The organism is Pseudomonas sp. USHLN015 (assembly GCF_037153275.1).
Taxonomy (GTDB): domain Bacteria; phylum Pseudomonadota; class Gammaproteobacteria; order Pseudomonadales; family Pseudomonadaceae; genus Metapseudomonas; species Metapseudomonas tohonis.
This window is the reverse complement of record NZ_JBBCKP010000006.1, coordinates 55,325-70,633: the sequence shown is the minus strand read 5'-3', so window position 1 is coordinate 70,633 and position 15,309 is coordinate 55,325. Positions and strand designations below refer to the sequence as shown.

The following is a 15,309-nucleotide window of genomic DNA, read 5'->3' as shown; positions in this document are numbered from 1 at the left end:
TGGAGGGGGCACAAAGCCGTTGTCACCAGCTAATTCGGATGAGAAGGAAAAACCGGAAACGCGAATGCGAAATTTTTTCGAATCCTGCGGTCAGCGCGCTTCCACGGACTGCCACCAGGGCAGGGTGCGGCGGATGCGGATCGGCAGGACGTCCTCGAGCATCGCCAGGGCCTGGTCGCCGTCATGCAGGGGGAAGGTGCCGGTCACCCGCAGGTGGGCGACCGACGGGGCCACGCCGAGGTGGCCGTGACGGTGGCTGGCCAGTTCTTCGACGAAGGCCGACAGCGGCATGTCGCTGGCCAGCAGGATGCCCTGGCTCCAGCTCTGCCGGCCCTGGCTGGCGGGTTGCAGGGTGCCGATGGCCTGGGCGTCGAAGGCCAGTTGCTCGCCAGCCTGGGCGACGCGCAGCTCGCCGGAGGCGTTGCGCACTTCCACCGCGCCCTCGAAGACGTTGAGGCGCGTGCGGCCTTCCTGCTGTTGCACGCTGAAGCGCGTACCCAGTGCGCGCAGGCGGCCTTCGGCGGTGGTGATGACGAAGGGGCGGCTGTCGTGATGGGTGTCGATCAGTACCTCGCCGGCCACCAGGCGCAGCAGACGCAGGTCGGCTTGCAGGTCGACGCCCAGGGCACTGGCGCTGTTGAGCCAGACGCGGCTGCCGTCGTCCAGGGTGAATTCGCGCACCTCGCCGGTGGCGCTGCGGTAGTCGGCGCGCCAGCTCGCCACCAGTCCCGGCAGCGGGGTGCCGCGCCAGCCGGCCCAGCCGAGCAGGCTGCCGCCGCAGAGGACGGCCAGGGTGCGCAGTGCCTGGCGCCGCGACTGCTGGGCGCGGCGGGCGCCCTTGAGCGTTTGCAGGGTCAGCTCGCCGTCGCCTTGCAGCGGGGCGAAGCGCTGGCTGATGCGCTCGACGTAGAGCCAGGCCTGGCGATGCATCTCGCTCTGCCCATGCCATTGCAGCCAGGCGGCGCGGGTGCCTTCGTCGGCCGCCTCGGCGCTGAGCTCGGCGTACCAGTGGGCGGCCTGCTGCAGGATGGCGTGGTCGGGTTTGAGCGGGGTCACGGGGCCAGTACCTCGTCGAGCTCGGCTTCCAGCAGCAGGCACTGCAGCATCGCCTGGGCCATGTAGCTGGTGACGGTGCGCTCGGAAACCCCCAGCCGCTCGGCGATGGCGCGGTAGCCCAGGCCCTGGACCTGGGCCAGGAGAAAGGCCTCGGCGACCTTTGGCGGCAGGCTGGCGAGCATGCTGTGTACCTGCTGCAGCGCCTCCAGCACCAGAGCGCGGTGCTCCTCGGAAGGTGCCACCGCTTCGGGCTGGCCGGCCAGTACCTCCGCCCAGGCACGTTCCACCTGCTGGCGCCGCCAGAAGTCCACACACACATGGCGGGACATGGCGCTGAGGTAGGCGCGGGCGTGGGTGTCGCTGTCGAACCGGCGCGGCCTGCTCAGCAGGCGCAGGAACACATCGTGGGCGAGGTCGGCGGCGTCGCAGGCATTGCCCAGCTTGCGTTGCAGCCAGGCGCGTATCCAGCCGTGGTGCTCGACGTAATAGTGCTGCACCTGGCGTTGGTAGGACTCGTCGAAGGTCGACATCTGTTGGGTACCGTCAGGGCAGGGCGGGATGAATGCAGATGAGAAGGATTCGCATATTAGTCTTACAGGTCCCCGCTGGCAATTCGTACGGTCGACAAGGCGCAGGATGATTGCGGCTTCTGTCCATTCGTGGGCATTGCCAGTTGGGGCGGCAATCAACAATAATGCGACTTATTCTTATTTGATCCCGGGATCTTCCCACGTGGCCACATCTCCGGACCTCAACGCTTCCCTGGCGACGCTCTACAGCGAGAACCACCGCTGGCTGCGCGCCTGGCTGTATCGCCAGCTGCGCTGCCCGCAGGATGCCGCCGACCTGACCCAGGACACCTTCATGCGGGCCATGGCCTCGCGCCAGCTGGGGCAGTTGGAGGAGCCGCGCGCCTTCCTCGGCACACTGGCCCGGCGCCTGCTGTCCAGCTTCTGGCGGCGGCGCAAGGTGGAGCGCGCGTACCTGGAGGCCCTCGCGGAGTTGCCCGAGCGCTTCGCCCCCTCGGAGGAGGACATCGCCCTGGTGAGCGAGGCCCTCGACACCATCGACCGGCTGCTCGACGGCTTGCCGCAGCGGGTGCGCCGCGCCTTCCTGCTCAACCGTCTCGAAGGCTTGCCGCAGCAGGCGATAGCCGACCTCCTGGGGGTGTCCCTGGCCACGGTCGAACGCGACCTGCGCCGTGCCTTCGTGCATTGCCTCAGCGCCCACCCGGAGCTGCCATGAGCCACGCCGAACTCGACCCGCACACCCGCACCGCGATCGACTGGATGCTGCGCCTGGACCCCGGCCGCGTGACCAACCACGACCGCCAGGACTTCAAGCGCTGGCTGGCCGACGACCCGGCCCACCTGCTCGCCTGGCAACGGGTCAGCGGCCTGCTGCAACAGCCGCTGGCCGACCTGCAGGGCGCCGAAGGGCGCAGCCCGGGGCAGTTGCAGGCCGCCAGCCGTGCGCTCTCCGCCCCTGATTCGCCGCAGCGGCGCAAGCTCCTGCGCGGCGGCCTGGCGTTGCTGGTGCTGGGGGCTGGCAGTGCTGCGCTGGTCAACCGCGTGACCCCGTTGACCGGCCTCACCGCCGATGTGCACACCGCCACCGGCGAGCGCCGCACGCTGCGACTGGCTGACGGCAGCCGCCTGGTCCTCAATGCCCGCAGCGCGGTGGATATCCGCTTCGATGGCTCGCGCCGGTTGCTGCGCCTGCGTGAGGGCGAGGTGCTGGTGACGGTAGCCGCCGATGCTGCGCGGCCCTTCATCATCGCCACCGCCCAGGGCGAAGTACGGGCGTTGGGCACGCGCTTCCTGGTCCGCCAGGAAGAGGCGCGCAGCCTGGTCTGCGTGCAGGAGCACAGCGTGCGCATCGACTGCCTCGACGGGCGCCAGGGCGAGCTGGGTGAAGGCCACGCGGCCTGGTTCGGGGCCGCCGGCATCCAGCCCGCCAGCGCCAGCCTGCTGACCCGAGCGGCCTGGGTGGACGGGCGCGTGGAAGTCGATGACGAGCCCCTGGGGCACCTGGTCGAGGCGCTGCGCCCCTACCATCGCGGCCTGCTGCGCATCAGCCCGGAGGCCGCGCAGGTGCGGGTGTTCGGTGTGTTCCCTCTGGACGACAGCGGCGCCACCCTGCAATCCCTGGCCGAGACCATGCCGGTGCGTGTGCGTCGCTTCGGGCCCTGGCTGACGCTGATCGACCGCGCCTGATCGCGCATCGTGCCCGCGTTCACGGATTGGCGCCGTGCGTAGCGTGGATGGCGCTCTTTTCATCCACCGGCAGTGCCGCCTGTGTGCACGCAGGCACCGTCATCCCCGCGAACGCGGGGACCCACTGAAACCGCCTCGCCAACAAATGGAAAAAATTCTCAGGAACGATGAGGGGTTTCCCCGGCTCGTTGGACATGGATAGGGCAAACCCGACACACGGAACAAGGAGCCCCACATGTCGTCCCCCCTTCTGCGCCCTGGCCTGCTGGCCCTGGCGATCGCGTTCGCCAGCGCTGGCCAGCCACTCGTGGCCCAGGCCGAATCCGGCAGCAGCCAGGTTGCCGTGCGCAGCTATGACATTCCCACCGGCCCGCTGGGCGAGACCCTGGCGCGCATCTCCCGCGAGAGCGGCCGCACCCTCTCGGCCGACCCGGCGCTGATCAGCGGCAAGCGGGCCCCGGCGGTGCACGGGCAGTTCACGGCGGAGCAGGCGGTGCAGCAGGCGCTGGCGGGGAGTGGGTTGTCGCTGGTGGTGACCGCCAGCGGCACGCTGTCATTGATCCCGGCGCCAGCCGAAGGCGCCCTGGAGCTGGGGGCGACGACCATCTCCTCCTCGTTGCTGGGCGATACCACCGAGGGCACCGGCTCCTACACCACCGGTTCGACCCGCACCGCGACCAAGCTGCCGCTGTCCCTGCGCGAGACGCCGCAGTCGGTCAGCGTGATCACCAGCCAGCGCATCCGCGACCAGAAGATGGTCAGCCTGGAAGACGTCCTCACCCAGGCCCCGGGCGTGCTCTACAAGAAAAAGAGCAACTCCTCCGACGAGGAGGTGGGCATCTTTTCCCGTGGCATGAAGATCGAGAACTTCCAGGTCGATGGCATCCCGACGGTGTTCGAGCCCTCGATGAGCAGCCAGTCCAACGACATGGCGGTGTATGACCGGGTCGAGATCGTGCGCGGCGCAACGGGCCTGCTCAGCGGCATCGGCCAGCCGTCCGCCACCATCAACATGGTGCGCAAGCGCCCGACCCGCGAGTTCGCGGCCTCGATCCAGGGCAGCGCCGGCTCCTGGGACAACTACCGCTCCGAGTTCGACGTGTCGGGCCCGATGAATCAGGAGGGCACGTTGCGCGGCCGGTTGGTGGCCGCCTACCAGACCGCCAATTCCTTCACCGATCGCCTCAGCACCGAGCGTCGGGTGGCCTATGGCGTCGTCGAGGCGGACCTCGGCGAGCGCGATACCGTCAGCTTCGGCATCGACTACCAGGTGCGCAACTGCGATGCCTGCGGCTACTTCGGCTTCCCGGCGTTCTACAGCAATGGCCAGCGCACCGACTTCAAGCGCTCCTTCAACTCGGCCGCCGACTGGAGCCACGCGGATCGCCAGCGCACCTCGATCTTCGGCACCTACGAGCATCGCTTCGACAACGCCTGGATGGCCAAGGTCGCCGTCACCAACGTCCGTGACGACAACGACGTCGAGTACGGCTGGTTCAGCAGCAACGGTTACCCCGACCAGCAGACCGGCGCGGGCACCAACCTGTATTTCGCCAAGTGGCCGAGCAAGCCCGAGCAGAACTCGGTGGACGCATACGCATCCGGCCCCTTCAGCCTGTTCGGCCGCGAGCACGAGCTGGTGGTCGGTGCCAGCGCCATGCGCTACCGCAGCAACACCGGAGCCTACCCGCTGTGGGTGGATCGCAGTGGCAGCGGCTGGAACCCGGCCATTCCCGACGTCTACCAATGGCGTGGCGACATCTCCAAGCCGCCGTTCAACCGCATTGGCGATCTGGAGTACAGCCAGCGCCAGTATGCGGCGTACAGCACGGCCCGCTTCACGCTCACCGATGGCCTGTCGCTGATCCTCGGCAGCCGCCTGAGCTACTTCAAGGTCGACCAGAGCTCCGCCTACTACGGCTACGATCCGACCTCCCTGAAGAAGCGCGAGCACGGCGAAGTCACTCCCTATGCCGGCCTGGTCTACGACCTGGACGACAACCACTCGGTCTATGCCAGCTACACCAGCATCTACAAGCCGCAATCGAGCCGGACCCTCGAAGGCACCTTCATGGACCCCACCGAGGGCGAGAGCTACGAGGTCGGGGCCAAGGGCGAGTATTACGACGGCCGGCTCAATCTCAGCGCCGCGCTGTTCGAGTCCAAGCTGAGCAACTACGCCGTCGGCACCGGGCTGTACGACGCTTTCGACAACGAGCTGGTGCGCCCCGCGAACATCAAGATCAAGGGGCTGGAGCTGGAAGTCGCCGGCGAGCTGCTGCCGGGCTGGCAGGTGCAGGCGGCATACAGCCACGTGAACACCTACTACCCGCAGGGCGTGGACGTGAACGTCGGTTTCCCCCGGAACAACGTGAAGCTGTTCAGCACCTACGACCTGACCGGGGACCTGAACCGCCTCACCCTCGGCGGTGGCGTGCGCTGGGAAAGCGCGACCCGCTACGGCAATACCCAGGTGATCCCCGGCACCACCCTGCAAGCCAAGCAGGGCAGCTACGCCCTGGTGGACCTGCTGGCGCGCTACCGCTTCGACGAGCACTTCACCGGCACGCTCAACGTCGACAACCTGTTCGACAAGGCGTACTACGCGAGCACCAGCGTCTACAGCGACCTCTACGGCGAGCCGCGCAGCCTGACCGCTTCGTTGCGCTGGGAGTATTGATCACAGCCGACCAGGCCCCGGGGCGGAGCCCGGGCTACGGCGTGACGCTGTGCGTAGGGTGGAGGTCGCTCTTTACCTCCACCAGCGGTGCCGCCGGTGAGTTCGCTTGGTGGACGGGTGGAGCGTCGTCCACCCTACGGCTGGCGCGCACGGAGTTGGTCCGTGGGTAGGGAGGATGGCGCTCTTTTCATCCACCAGCGGTGTCGCCGGTGGGCACGCTTGGTGGACGGGTGAAGCGTCGTCCCCCTTACGGCTGGCGCGTGCTGAGTTGGGCCGTGGGTAGGGTGGATGGCGCTCTTTTCATCCACCAGCGGTGCCGCCGGTGGGCACCGAGTCGGCCGGGCGGCGCTCCGCTTCAGCCCAGCGTTTACGCGGCCTCAGAGCCTCTTGATCTGCTTGTAGTCCAGCTCGGCGGTGTGGCCGGCGCCGAGGTCGAGGAGGACGTAGAACTCGCCGTTCGGGCGGGGGAAGGTGAAGCGCGAGTCGTCGCCGAGCTGGCCGTTGACCAGCACGCGCTCGTCGTAGCCGATCACGTCCAGGGTCACGCCCGGGGCGGCGCTGCCGTCGGAGAGGCCGCCGGTGCAGCGGATCAGGCCGTCATCGACGGCCTCGCACTCGACGAAGGCGTTGTGGGCGAGGGCGACGGGGGCGGCGAGTGCCAGGGCGCTCGCCAGCAGGGCGGGGAAAAGGGGCTTCACAGCTTGTCTCCATTGCGGGTCAGCCATTCGATCATCGACGGCGAGACGTCCTTCAGGGGGATGGAGGCCTGGTGGACGCTGCCGTCCCAGCCCTCCACCGTCAGCCACAGGGCATCGTCGGCGGTGGTGCCCGGCGGGATGCGCACCTCGGCGAACAGGCGGTAGGGGCTGCCGGAGAGCAGCGCGCCGGCGGCGCGCAGGCTGCGTGGCTTGCCGATGCGCAGGTAGGCGGCTTTCACCTGGTCGATGCAGTCGGCGCAGAAGGCGAGGGTGATCTCCTTCATGTAGCCGGCCTTACCGTCGCGCTGCGGGTCGTGCAACTCCCATTCGGCGATGCGCGCGGTCCAGGGGCCGACCGGGTACTGGCCGATCACCCGCTCGCCCAGGCCCTGCAGGCCACGGTCGAGGCTGACGTCATGGAAGTAGGCGGGCATGAAGCCCAGGGGCACCAGCACCAGCAGCGCGCTGAGGTGGAAGCGCCACTTCAGCCACTGGCGCTTGAGGCGGGACTCGGGAATCAGGGCTGCGTTGCTCATTCGGTCGCTTCCAGGGCGGGGGTGACGGGTGTCGGGCGGGGGTGGCGTTTCATCGCCTTGGCGGTGGCGATCACCGTGCGCTTGCTCCAGATGAGCAGGCCGCTGAGCACCATCATGCTCAGCAGCAGGCCGAAGACGAACCAGATCATCTTCACCCAGATGCCGCCGAAGTCACCGGTGTGCAGCGGGCGCATGGATTCAGTGACGAACTCCAGCGGCGTGCGGTCGGCGAGCAGGCGCGAGCCCACCAGTTCACCCGTATAGGGGTTGAGCTCGGCGGTCTGGTACATCAGCGGGTACCAGCCCCGGCCGCCCACTTCCATCGGCGTGTAGGCGTCCGGGGAGAACATCACGAAGCTCACCTCGAAGCCGGGAATGGTCCGCGTGGCGGTGGCCACCGCCTGGTCCATGCTCACGCGCGGCACCGGCTGGCCGGGTTGCACCAGGGGGACTTCGTCACGCGGGATCAGCGTAGGCAGCCCGGCGCTGGAGATGGAGACATGCGTGTCGGCGAGGATGGCGCGGATCAGGAACCACACGCCGGTGATGGAGATCACCGCGATGAACCAGATCGACCAGATGCCCGACAGGCGATGGAAGTCGCCCCAGAAAATCCTGGCGCCCTGGTTGAAGCGCAGCGTCGGCTTGAGGAAGCCGCGCCAGAAGCGCTTGTAGACCACCAGCCCGGTGACCAGCGAGGCGAGCATCGGCAGGCCCAGCAGCGACACCAGGTACCAGCCCCAGCTGTAACCGTTGGTGAAGGGCACCAGCCACCAGCCGTGCAGGGCGCGGGTGAACTGGCGGAAGTCGAACAGCGGGCTGCTGCCCTGGACCTGGCCCGTGTAGGGGTTCACGTACAGGGTCGCGGTGCGGGTGTCGGGGTAGGTCACCGCGGCGGTCAGGGCGAAGTGACGCTCCTCCGGCATGGCCAGCCATTCCACATCGGCGCTGGGGTCCTGCTTCTCGATGGCGGCAAGTATCTGGTCGTAGCCCAGCGGCCGGGCGTCATCCGTGGGCGCGGTGGCGCGCACATCGGGATTGGCGAGCCAGACGATCTCCTCGCTGAGCACCGCGAGGGTGCCGGTGATGCATACCAGGAACACGAAGAACCAGATGGGCAACGCCAGCCAGCTGTGGACCAGGAACCAGGTTTTCGAACGGGACTTCTTCGACATTGGGCAACGATCTGGGTAGCGGAATCAGGGGCTCCGGCCTCGGCCGGTCACGGGTACGGTCACGCCCGGCCCATGGAAAGGCACCCACCGGCCCAAGGGGGCTGGCGGGTGCAACCAGGGAAACGGCATCTCGAAATCGAGGGGGCGTTACATTCAGGACGGACGAGAGGGGCAAAACCCGCAACTGCAGATGCAAGAAAATGTTTCCGTCCGACGGAGGGTCGTCTAGCCCATCGATTCCACATCGTCCTCCAGCTGTTCCAGCAGCCAGTCGCCGAAGCTGCGGGTCAGCGGGCTGGGTTCGCTGTCGCGGTGGATCAGCCAGGCCCAGTTGGGGCCGCGGATGGTCTGCTCCACCAAGGGTTGCAGGCGCTTCTCGGCGCGCGCCTTGCGCGCCAGCAGGCGGCTGACCAGGGCGATGCCGAGGCCGTCGCAGGCGGCGTCCAGCAGTAGGCCGGGGTCGGAGAAGTTGAGCCCGCTGCTCTGCTGGCCGACGTCGATACCCGCTTCCAGCGCCCAGTGGCTCCAGTCCATCTCCCGCTCGCCGTGCAGGGTGGTGCGCTGCGCCGCCGGGGTGGCCAGCAGCGCCGGGTGGCAGGCGGGGTAGAGGCGATCGGCGTGGAGCACGCGGAAGCTGCATTCGGCCTGGGCGGTGATGTCGTCGCGCACGGCGATGTCGATGGTCTGGGTGGCCATATCCGGTGGCTCGTCGGTGGTGAACAGCCACAGGTCCACTTCCGGGTGCTGCTGGCGGAAGCCGCCCAGGCGCGGCACCAGCCAGTGGCGGGCGAAGGCCGGGCTGGTGTTGACCACCAGTTGGTTGGGCTTGCGGTACTGGTCCAGCCGACGGATGCCCACGGCCAGTTGCTGCAGCAGCGCCTGGGTGGTGCCGAGCAGGTCGTGCCCGGCATCGGTGAGGGCGACGCTGCGGCCGTTGCGGTGGAACAGCGGCTGCTCGAGGAAGCCTTCGAGGCTGCGGATCTGCTGGCTGATGGCCGACTGGGTGAGGTGCAGCTCTTCGGCGGCCTTGTGGAAGCTGCCGAGGCGGGCAGCGGCTTCGAAGCCGCGCAGGGCGTTCAGCGGGGGCCAGTGCTTGAGCATTTCTGATAAGCCTGTCTGATCATAAATGTGGAAAATCTATCGTTTGTTGCGCCTATTTCACAGGCCTAGCATGGCTTCCATTACCGCGGTCGCGGTTTTCAGTGATAACTAAAACTTAACTGAAGGCAATCGTCATGCAGCAGCAACACGCGCAGCAGAGCGGCTGGGTCATGCCCGCCGAATGGTCCCACCACGCCGCCACCTGGATGGTCTGGCCGCACAACCAGCCGCTCTGGGAAGCCGGCTGGGGCGTGACCCTGGCTGCGGTGCAGGAGGACTTCGCCCGCGTCGCCAACGCCATCGCCCGCTTCGAGCCGGTGAAGATGGTGGTGGACCCGAGCGCCGTGGAGCGTGCCCGCGCCCTCTGCGGCCCGGGCGTCGAGCTGCTGCCGCTGGCGGTCGACGACAGCTGGTGCCGCGATTCCGGCCCGAGCTTCGTCTGCCACCCGCAACTGGGCGTGGCGGGCGTCAGCTGGCGCTTCAACGCCTGGGGCGGCAAGTCGGCCCATGACCTGGATGAAGGCCTGGCGCGCCGCGTGCTCAACCACCTGGGGCTGGAGTGCTTCGGCACCGCGTTGAGCAACGAGGGCGGCGCCATCCACGTCGACGGCGACGGCACCCTGATCACCACCGAGTCGGTGCTGCTCAACGCCAACCGCAACGCGGGCATCAGCAAGGCCGAGGTGGAGGCGATCTTCACCCGCCTGCTGGGGGTGCAGAAGACCATCTGGCTGCCGGGCGACCCGGACCACGTCACCGGCGACATGACCGACGGCCACGTCGACGGCGTTTGCGCTTTCGCCCGCCCCGGCGCGTTGCTGGTGGATGCCACCCGTGACCTGGGCTCGGTCTACGCCGAGGTGGTGCGGGAGAACCGCCGTGCCCTGGAGCTGGCCACCGACGCCCGTGGCCGCCATTTCGAGATGCTCGAACTGTTCGAGGCCAGCGACGCGGTGGACACCGAGGCCGAAGTGTTCTGCGCCTCCTACACCAACTTCTACATCGCCAACGGCGCCATCATCATGCCGGCCTACGGCATCGACGCCGACGACGAGGCCGCCGCCACCCTGCGCCTGGCCTTCCCCGGCCGCGACGTGGTGCCGGTGCGCATCAACCAGCTGGCCCACGGCGGCGGCGGGGTGCACTGCATCACCCAGCAGCAGCCGGCCTGGCCGCTCAAGGGGGTGTGAGATGGCCAAGCTGACCGTCGCCACCACCCAGATGCCCTGCAGCTGGAACCTCGCGCGCAACCTCGACCAGGCCGAGCGCCTGGTCCGCGAGGCCGCCGCCCGGGGCGCCCAGGTGATCCTGCTGCAGGAGCTGTTCGCCACCCCCTACTTCTGCATCGAGCAGAACCACCGGCACCTGGCGCTGGCCGAGGAATACGCGCAGAGCCAGGTGCTGGCGCGCTTCGCCGACCTCGCCGGGGAGCTGGGCGTGGTCCTGCCGCTGAGCTGGTTCGAGCGTGCCGGCAACGCCTTCTTCAATTCCCTGGCCATGGCCGATGCCGACGGACGCCTGCTGGGCGTCTACCGCAAGACCCACATCCCCAACGCCATCGGCTACCAGGAGAAGGAATACTTCAGCCCCGGCGACACCGGTTTCCGCGTCTGGGACACCGCCCACGGCCGCCTCGGCGTGGGGATATGCTGGGACCAGTGGTTCCCCGAGACCGCGCGCTGCCTGGCCTTGCAGGGTGCCGAGGTGCTGTTGTTCCCCACCGCCATCGGCTCCGAACCCGGCGCCCAGGGCCTGGATTCGCGCGACCACTGGCAGATGACCATGCGCGGCCACGCCGCCGCCAACCTCCTCCCGGTGGTGGCGGCCAACCGCGTCGGCCGCGAGGTGGCGACCACGGACCCGGAATTGCAGATGAGCTTCTACGGCTCCTCCTTCATCTGCGACCACAAGGGCACGTTGCTGGCCGACGCCGACCGCGAAGGCACCACGGTGCTGTTGCAGACGCTGGACCTCGACGCCATGGCCGAGGAACGCCTCGCCTGGGGCATCTACCGCGACCGCCGCCCGGAGATGTACGGCCCGATGCTCGGCCTCGACGGCCTGCGCACCCACGTCACCTGGCAGAACACCCGAGGAGCCTGAGCATGCGTGCCTTCCGATCGCTGTTGGTCACCGCCGCCGCCCTGGCCTGCCTGGCCGGCAGTGCCCAGGCCGAGGAGAAGATCCTGCGCCTGTACAACTGGGCGGACTACTTCGCCGAGGACACCCTCAGCCGCTTCACCGCCGAGACCGGCATCCAGGTCGTCTACGACGTGATGGACGGCAGCGAGACCCTGGAAGCCAAGCTGATGGCCGGCAACAGCGGCTATGACCTGGTCTTCCCCGGCGACACCGTGGCCGAGCGGCTGATGCGTGCCGGCGCCCTGCAGAAGCTCGACGAGAACAAGCTCACCGGCCTGGATGACATCGAGCCCGGCCTCAAGCGCCTGCAGATCCGCTACCCCTACTCGCGCCACGCCGTGGTGCCCTACACCTGGGGCACCATCGGCATCACCTACAACGCCGCGATGATCGCCCAGCGCCAGGCCGACGCGCCGGTGAACAGCCTCGACCTGCTGTTCAAGCCGGAGCTGGCCGCGCGCTTCGCCGACTGCGGCATCTCGGTGATCGACTCGCCCGACGAGGTACTCGCCGTGGTCCTCAACTACCTCGGCCGCGACCCGCGCAGCGCCAAGGCCGAGGACCTGGCGGCCGCCACCGGGCTGCTAAGCGCGATCAAGCCGTACATCCGCAAGTTCCAGTCGCAGCCGGTCACCGACCTGGTCAACGGCAACCTCTGCCTGTCCCTGGGCTACAGCGGCGACGTCACCCAGTCGCAGCGCGCGGCGGCAGCGGCGGGCAAGCCGGTGGACTTCCAGTACCGCATCCCCCGCGAGGGCACCACGGTGTGGATGGACACCATGGCCATCCCCGTGGATGCGCGGCACCCGGAGTACGCCTATGCCTTCATCAACTTCGTGATGCGCCCGGAAAACATGGCCGCCATCAGCAACTTCACCGGCTACCCCACCTCCAGCGCCAAGGCGCGGCCGATGGTGGATGCCGACATGCGCGGCAACCCGGACATCTACGTCGACGATGCCGCCTATGCACGGCTGATCCCCGGGCGCGACATCCCCCAGCGCGACATGCGGGCCCGCATGCGTGCCTGGACCAAGTTCAAGACCTCCACCCACTGAACCGGCGCCCCGCGCCCTGGAGCACTGCCATGCCTTCGCGTCGTGACTTCATCAAGCAACTCACCGCCATCGCCGGCCTCGGCGCGGTCACCAGCCTCGGGCTCGGAATCTCGCCGGTGCGCGCCCAGGCGGCCCTGCGGGGCGGCGCCTGGCGCATGCCGGACGAGAACGGCGTGCACGCCTGCAGCTACGTCAGCTTCGGCGCCCAGGCCGCCATCTGGGAGGACTTCACCGCCGACGTGCAGGACTGCATCGGCCTGATCGCCCGCACCATCGCCACCTACGAGCCGGTGGTGGTGCTGCACCGCCCCGGCCAGGCGAGCCTGGCCAGGCAGAAGTGCGGCACGCGCAACACCCGCTTCGTCGAGATGCCCCTGGACGACGTGTGGATGCGCGACATCGGCGGCACCTTCGTGGTGGACGGGCAGGGCGGCCTGGGCCTGGTGGACTTCAACTTCAACGGCTGGGGCAACAAGCAGCAGCACGCCAAGGACGGCGAGGTGGCGGGGGAAGTGAGCTACGACGCCGACGCCAGCTACATCGCCAGCCAGCTCACCGGCGAGGGCGGCGGCATCGAGGTGGATGGCGCCGGCACCGGCATCATGACCGAGAGCTGCTGGATCAACGGCAACCGCAACCCCGGCATGAGCAAGGCGCAGGTGGAGGCCGAGCTTATGAGCAACCTCGGCCTGCGCAAGATCATCTGGCTGCCCGGCATCAAGGGCAAGGACATCACCGACGCCCACGTCGACTTCTACGCGCGCTTCGTCAAGCCCGGGGTGGTGATCGCCAACCTCGACAACGACCCGCAGTCCTACGACTACGCGGTGACCCGCAAGCACCTGGAGATCCTCAACAAGGCCACCGACGCCGACGGGCGCAAGCTGCAGGTCCACACCCTGCCGCCACCCCGCACCCTGCGCAACAACCGCTTCACCCGCGACAACCCGGACTTCGCCCCCGGCTACATCAACTACTACCCGGTCAACGGCGCGGTGATCGCCCCGCAGTTCGGTGATGCCAGCGCCGATGCCTTCTGCCGCGACCTGCTCACCCGGCTCTACCCGGGGCGCAAGGTGGTGCAGATCAACATCGACGCGGTCGCCGCGGGCGGTGGCGGCATCCATTGCGTCACCTGCCACCAGCCGAAGGTGTAGGCCGGCGGTGGCGGTCTTGATGGGCTCCCGGGCTACGTATCTGAGCAGGGGTTAGGGCGGATGACGCTCTTTTCATCCACCGTGCGAGGCCGCCGGGGGGCACCGCTGTGGCAGCCCTGCGGGCTGCTTGGCGACTGAAGTCGCCCCTACGGGGCGGGTGCAAGGCCGGTGATGGGTTTCGCTGCGCTCTACGCCATCCTACGGTCCGTGTGTGGTGCCTGTTGGGGCGAATTCATTCGCCCGCTTTTACGCCTGGCTTCCCTCGCACCCGCTCCATTTGTTTACGTGCGAAAAGTTGACACATGGACATGTAAACAAACACGACATAGCGTGACACCCCAGATGCCGAATCAACTTCTGGGGAGCCCGGACATGTTGTCGATCGAACTGATTGTGGAAAACCTCGCCAGCAGCGCCCTGGTGCTGGGCGCCATGCTGGGCCTCGCCTGGCTGGCCTACGGCCCGGCCGAGCGCGGCCTGCGCGGTTGAGGCGGCCGTCAGGCCATGTCGGAAGGCGAGCGGCGCACGAACTTGATCTTGTGGGTGAAGGTCGGCTTGCGCGTCACGCTGATGGCCCGGCGCGTCACCGCATCGAGGGTGATGTTCCAGTAGCCGGTGCTGGGCACGGTGATGCGCGCCGGGAACTTGTCGAAGGCGCCGCCGTGGTAGGTGTGGCGCCCACCATTCTTGAAACTGCGAAAGTTCGCGTCGCTCATCAGGCGGATATTGCAGACCTGCGAGCACTCGATGACCACGATGTCGCCTTCGTTGAGGTGTTCGCGCTGGTGGATGAACTTCATGTACCGCTCCGGAACTGGTAAAGCGAAAGGCGCAACGATATCACGGCGGGGCCTTGCAACTCTCGGCCTGCCGTCGTCTCGCCACCGTAAGGCGGGTATCCGGGCTCGAACAGCCACAGTCTGAATTCCCTGTGCATGCTCTCCAGCCTCAGCGCCACGCGCCGCTGCACCTGCGCCACCAGGCGCTCCTCCAGCCAGCACCAGGCCCGGCGGTAGTCGCCCAGGGTCATCTGCGCCCCCGCCTCCACCAACAGCACCACCGGGCGGTGCCCGTGCCAGCACAGCGCGCCATCCAGCCCCGCCAGCGCTTGTTCCAGGTACGCACCACGGCTCATGCGCAGGGCATGGCGGGCGATATCGAAACAGTCGCTGTAGTGGTGGCGGGCGATCACGCCGCAGGCCTGGGCCGGCACGGCGCAATCGCTGTTGTAGCAGTGGTAGAGATAGTCTCCGGCCACGAGGGGGCTCAGCGCTGTCGCGTCGGCGCGTTGATGCACTTGTAGCCCGGGTACTGGGCCTCGGCGGTGATGCGCGCCATGTCCGAACTCACCGCCTGGACGATGAGGCTGAAGTTGGCGCGCGGGCCGGCGCCCGGCTGGACGCGTTGCAGGAAGGCGGAATAGCTGTGCATGGAAGCGATCTCCTCGGTGATGAGGAGCCCAGCCTAGGGGGACCGCGCGACAGCCTGTG

At 68.1% G+C, this 15,309-nt stretch carries 14 protein-coding genes and 1 pseudogene; 7 read left to right on the top strand and 8 right to left on the bottom strand.

Annotated elements, in window-relative coordinates:
• Positions 1-90: 90 nt before the first annotated feature.
• Together WFQ67_RS13455 and WFQ67_RS13450 are read right to left on the bottom strand one after the other, a co-directional pair.
• Entirely contained in the window at positions 91-1,056 is a 966-nt protein-coding gene (locus tag WFQ67_RS13455) for a FecR domain-containing protein (RefSeq protein WP_244862936.1), read from the bottom strand.
• Complete coding sequence (locus WFQ67_RS13450) at positions 1,053-1,586, bottom strand: sigma-70 family RNA polymerase sigma factor (protein ID WP_337057166.1); 534 nt, start codon at positions 1,584-1,586, stop codon at positions 1,053-1,055. The genes WFQ67_RS13455 and WFQ67_RS13450 overlap by 4 nt, the downstream gene beginning before the upstream one ends.
• A gap of 202 nt (positions 1,587-1,788) precedes the next feature.
• On the opposite strand from WFQ67_RS13450, the gene WFQ67_RS13445 reads away from it, so the two are divergent.
• The 3 genes from WFQ67_RS13445 to WFQ67_RS13435 all read left to right on the top strand — a co-directional run bounded on the left by WFQ67_RS13445 (position 1,789) and on the right by WFQ67_RS13435 (position 5,952).
• Complete coding sequence (locus WFQ67_RS13445; protein WP_337057164.1) at positions 1,789-2,301, top strand: sigma-70 family RNA polymerase sigma factor; 513 nt, start codon at positions 1,789-1,791, stop codon at positions 2,299-2,301.
• Positions 2,298-3,272 carry a FecR family protein gene (locus tag WFQ67_RS13440; RefSeq protein ID WP_337057163.1) on the top strand — a complete coding sequence of 325 codons (975 nt, stop codon included), beginning with the start codon at positions 2,298-2,300 and terminating at the stop codon, positions 3,270-3,272. Before WFQ67_RS13445 ends, WFQ67_RS13440 begins: the two co-directional genes overlap by 4 nt.
• Before the next feature lie 235 nt (positions 3,273-3,507).
• Positions 3,508-5,952, top strand: a complete 2,445-nt coding sequence (locus WFQ67_RS13435; RefSeq protein WP_337057162.1) for a TonB-dependent siderophore receptor — start codon at positions 3,508-3,510, stop codon at positions 5,950-5,952.
• A gap of 377 nt (positions 5,953-6,329) precedes the next feature.
• Here the strand turns inward: WFQ67_RS13435 and WFQ67_RS13430 are convergent, their stop codons facing one another.
• The 4 genes from WFQ67_RS13430 to WFQ67_RS13415 all read right to left on the bottom strand — a co-directional run bounded on the left by WFQ67_RS13430 (position 6,330) and on the right by WFQ67_RS13415 (position 9,462).
• The gene (locus WFQ67_RS13430; RefSeq protein WP_442969589.1) at positions 6,330-6,677 is read right to left on the bottom strand and encodes a hypothetical protein; all 348 of its coding nucleotides are present in this window, start codon (positions 6,675-6,677) and stop codon (positions 6,330-6,332) included.
• Complete coding sequence (locus WFQ67_RS13425) at positions 6,647-7,186, bottom strand: thiamine pyrophosphate-binding protein (RefSeq protein WP_337057159.1); 540 nt, start codon at positions 7,184-7,186, stop codon at positions 6,647-6,649. Before WFQ67_RS13425 ends, WFQ67_RS13430 begins: the two co-directional genes overlap by 31 nt.
• Positions 7,183-8,361, bottom strand: a complete 1,179-nt coding sequence (locus WFQ67_RS13420; RefSeq protein WP_337057158.1) for a PepSY-associated TM helix domain-containing protein — start codon at positions 8,359-8,361, stop codon at positions 7,183-7,185. The genes WFQ67_RS13425 and WFQ67_RS13420 overlap by 4 nt, the downstream gene beginning before the upstream one ends.
• Positions 8,362-8,586: 225 nt before the next feature.
• Positions 8,587-9,462 carry a LysR substrate-binding domain-containing protein gene (locus WFQ67_RS13415; protein ID WP_213626055.1) on the bottom strand — a complete coding sequence of 292 codons (876 nt, stop codon included), beginning with the start codon at positions 9,460-9,462 and terminating at the stop codon, positions 8,587-8,589.
• A 134-nt stretch (positions 9,463-9,596) separates the two neighbouring features.
• Between WFQ67_RS13415 and WFQ67_RS13410 the strand changes: the two genes are divergently transcribed.
• From WFQ67_RS13410 to WFQ67_RS13395, 4 genes are read left to right on the top strand one after another with little or no spacing between them, the layout of a single operon-like run.
• Positions 9,597-10,652 (top strand): agmatine deiminase family protein, encoded by a 1,056-nt coding sequence (locus WFQ67_RS13410; RefSeq protein WP_337057157.1) that lies wholly within the window; start codon positions 9,597-9,599, stop codon positions 10,650-10,652.
• Between the two features lies 1 nt (position 10,653).
• Complete coding sequence (gene aguB, locus WFQ67_RS13405; protein WP_337057156.1) at positions 10,654-11,565, top strand: N-carbamoylputrescine amidase; 912 nt, start codon at positions 10,654-10,656, stop codon at positions 11,563-11,565.
• A 2-nt stretch (positions 11,566-11,567) separates the two neighbouring features.
• A complete protein-coding gene (locus tag WFQ67_RS13400; protein ID WP_337057155.1) occupies positions 11,568-12,662 on the top strand; it encodes an extracellular solute-binding protein in 1,095 nt (364 codons plus the stop codon).
• 29 nt (positions 12,663-12,691) lie between these two features.
• Positions 12,692-13,819, top strand: a complete 1,128-nt coding sequence (locus WFQ67_RS13395) for an agmatine deiminase family protein (RefSeq protein WP_337057153.1) — start codon at positions 12,692-12,694, stop codon at positions 13,817-13,819.
• A gap of 497 nt (positions 13,820-14,316) precedes the next feature.
• Here WFQ67_RS13395 and WFQ67_RS13390 read toward each other — a convergent pair.
• Both WFQ67_RS13390 and WFQ67_RS13380 read right to left on the bottom strand, forming a co-directional pair.
• A pseudogene (locus WFQ67_RS13390) lies at positions 14,317-14,678 on the bottom strand (DUF1883 domain-containing protein).
• Positions 14,679-15,085: 407 nt separating this feature from the next.
• Positions 15,086-15,250 carry a hypothetical protein gene (locus tag WFQ67_RS13380; protein ID WP_164488215.1) on the bottom strand — a complete coding sequence of 55 codons (165 nt, stop codon included), beginning with the start codon at positions 15,248-15,250 and terminating at the stop codon, positions 15,086-15,088.
• Between the last annotated feature and the right edge of the window lie 59 nt (positions 15,251-15,309).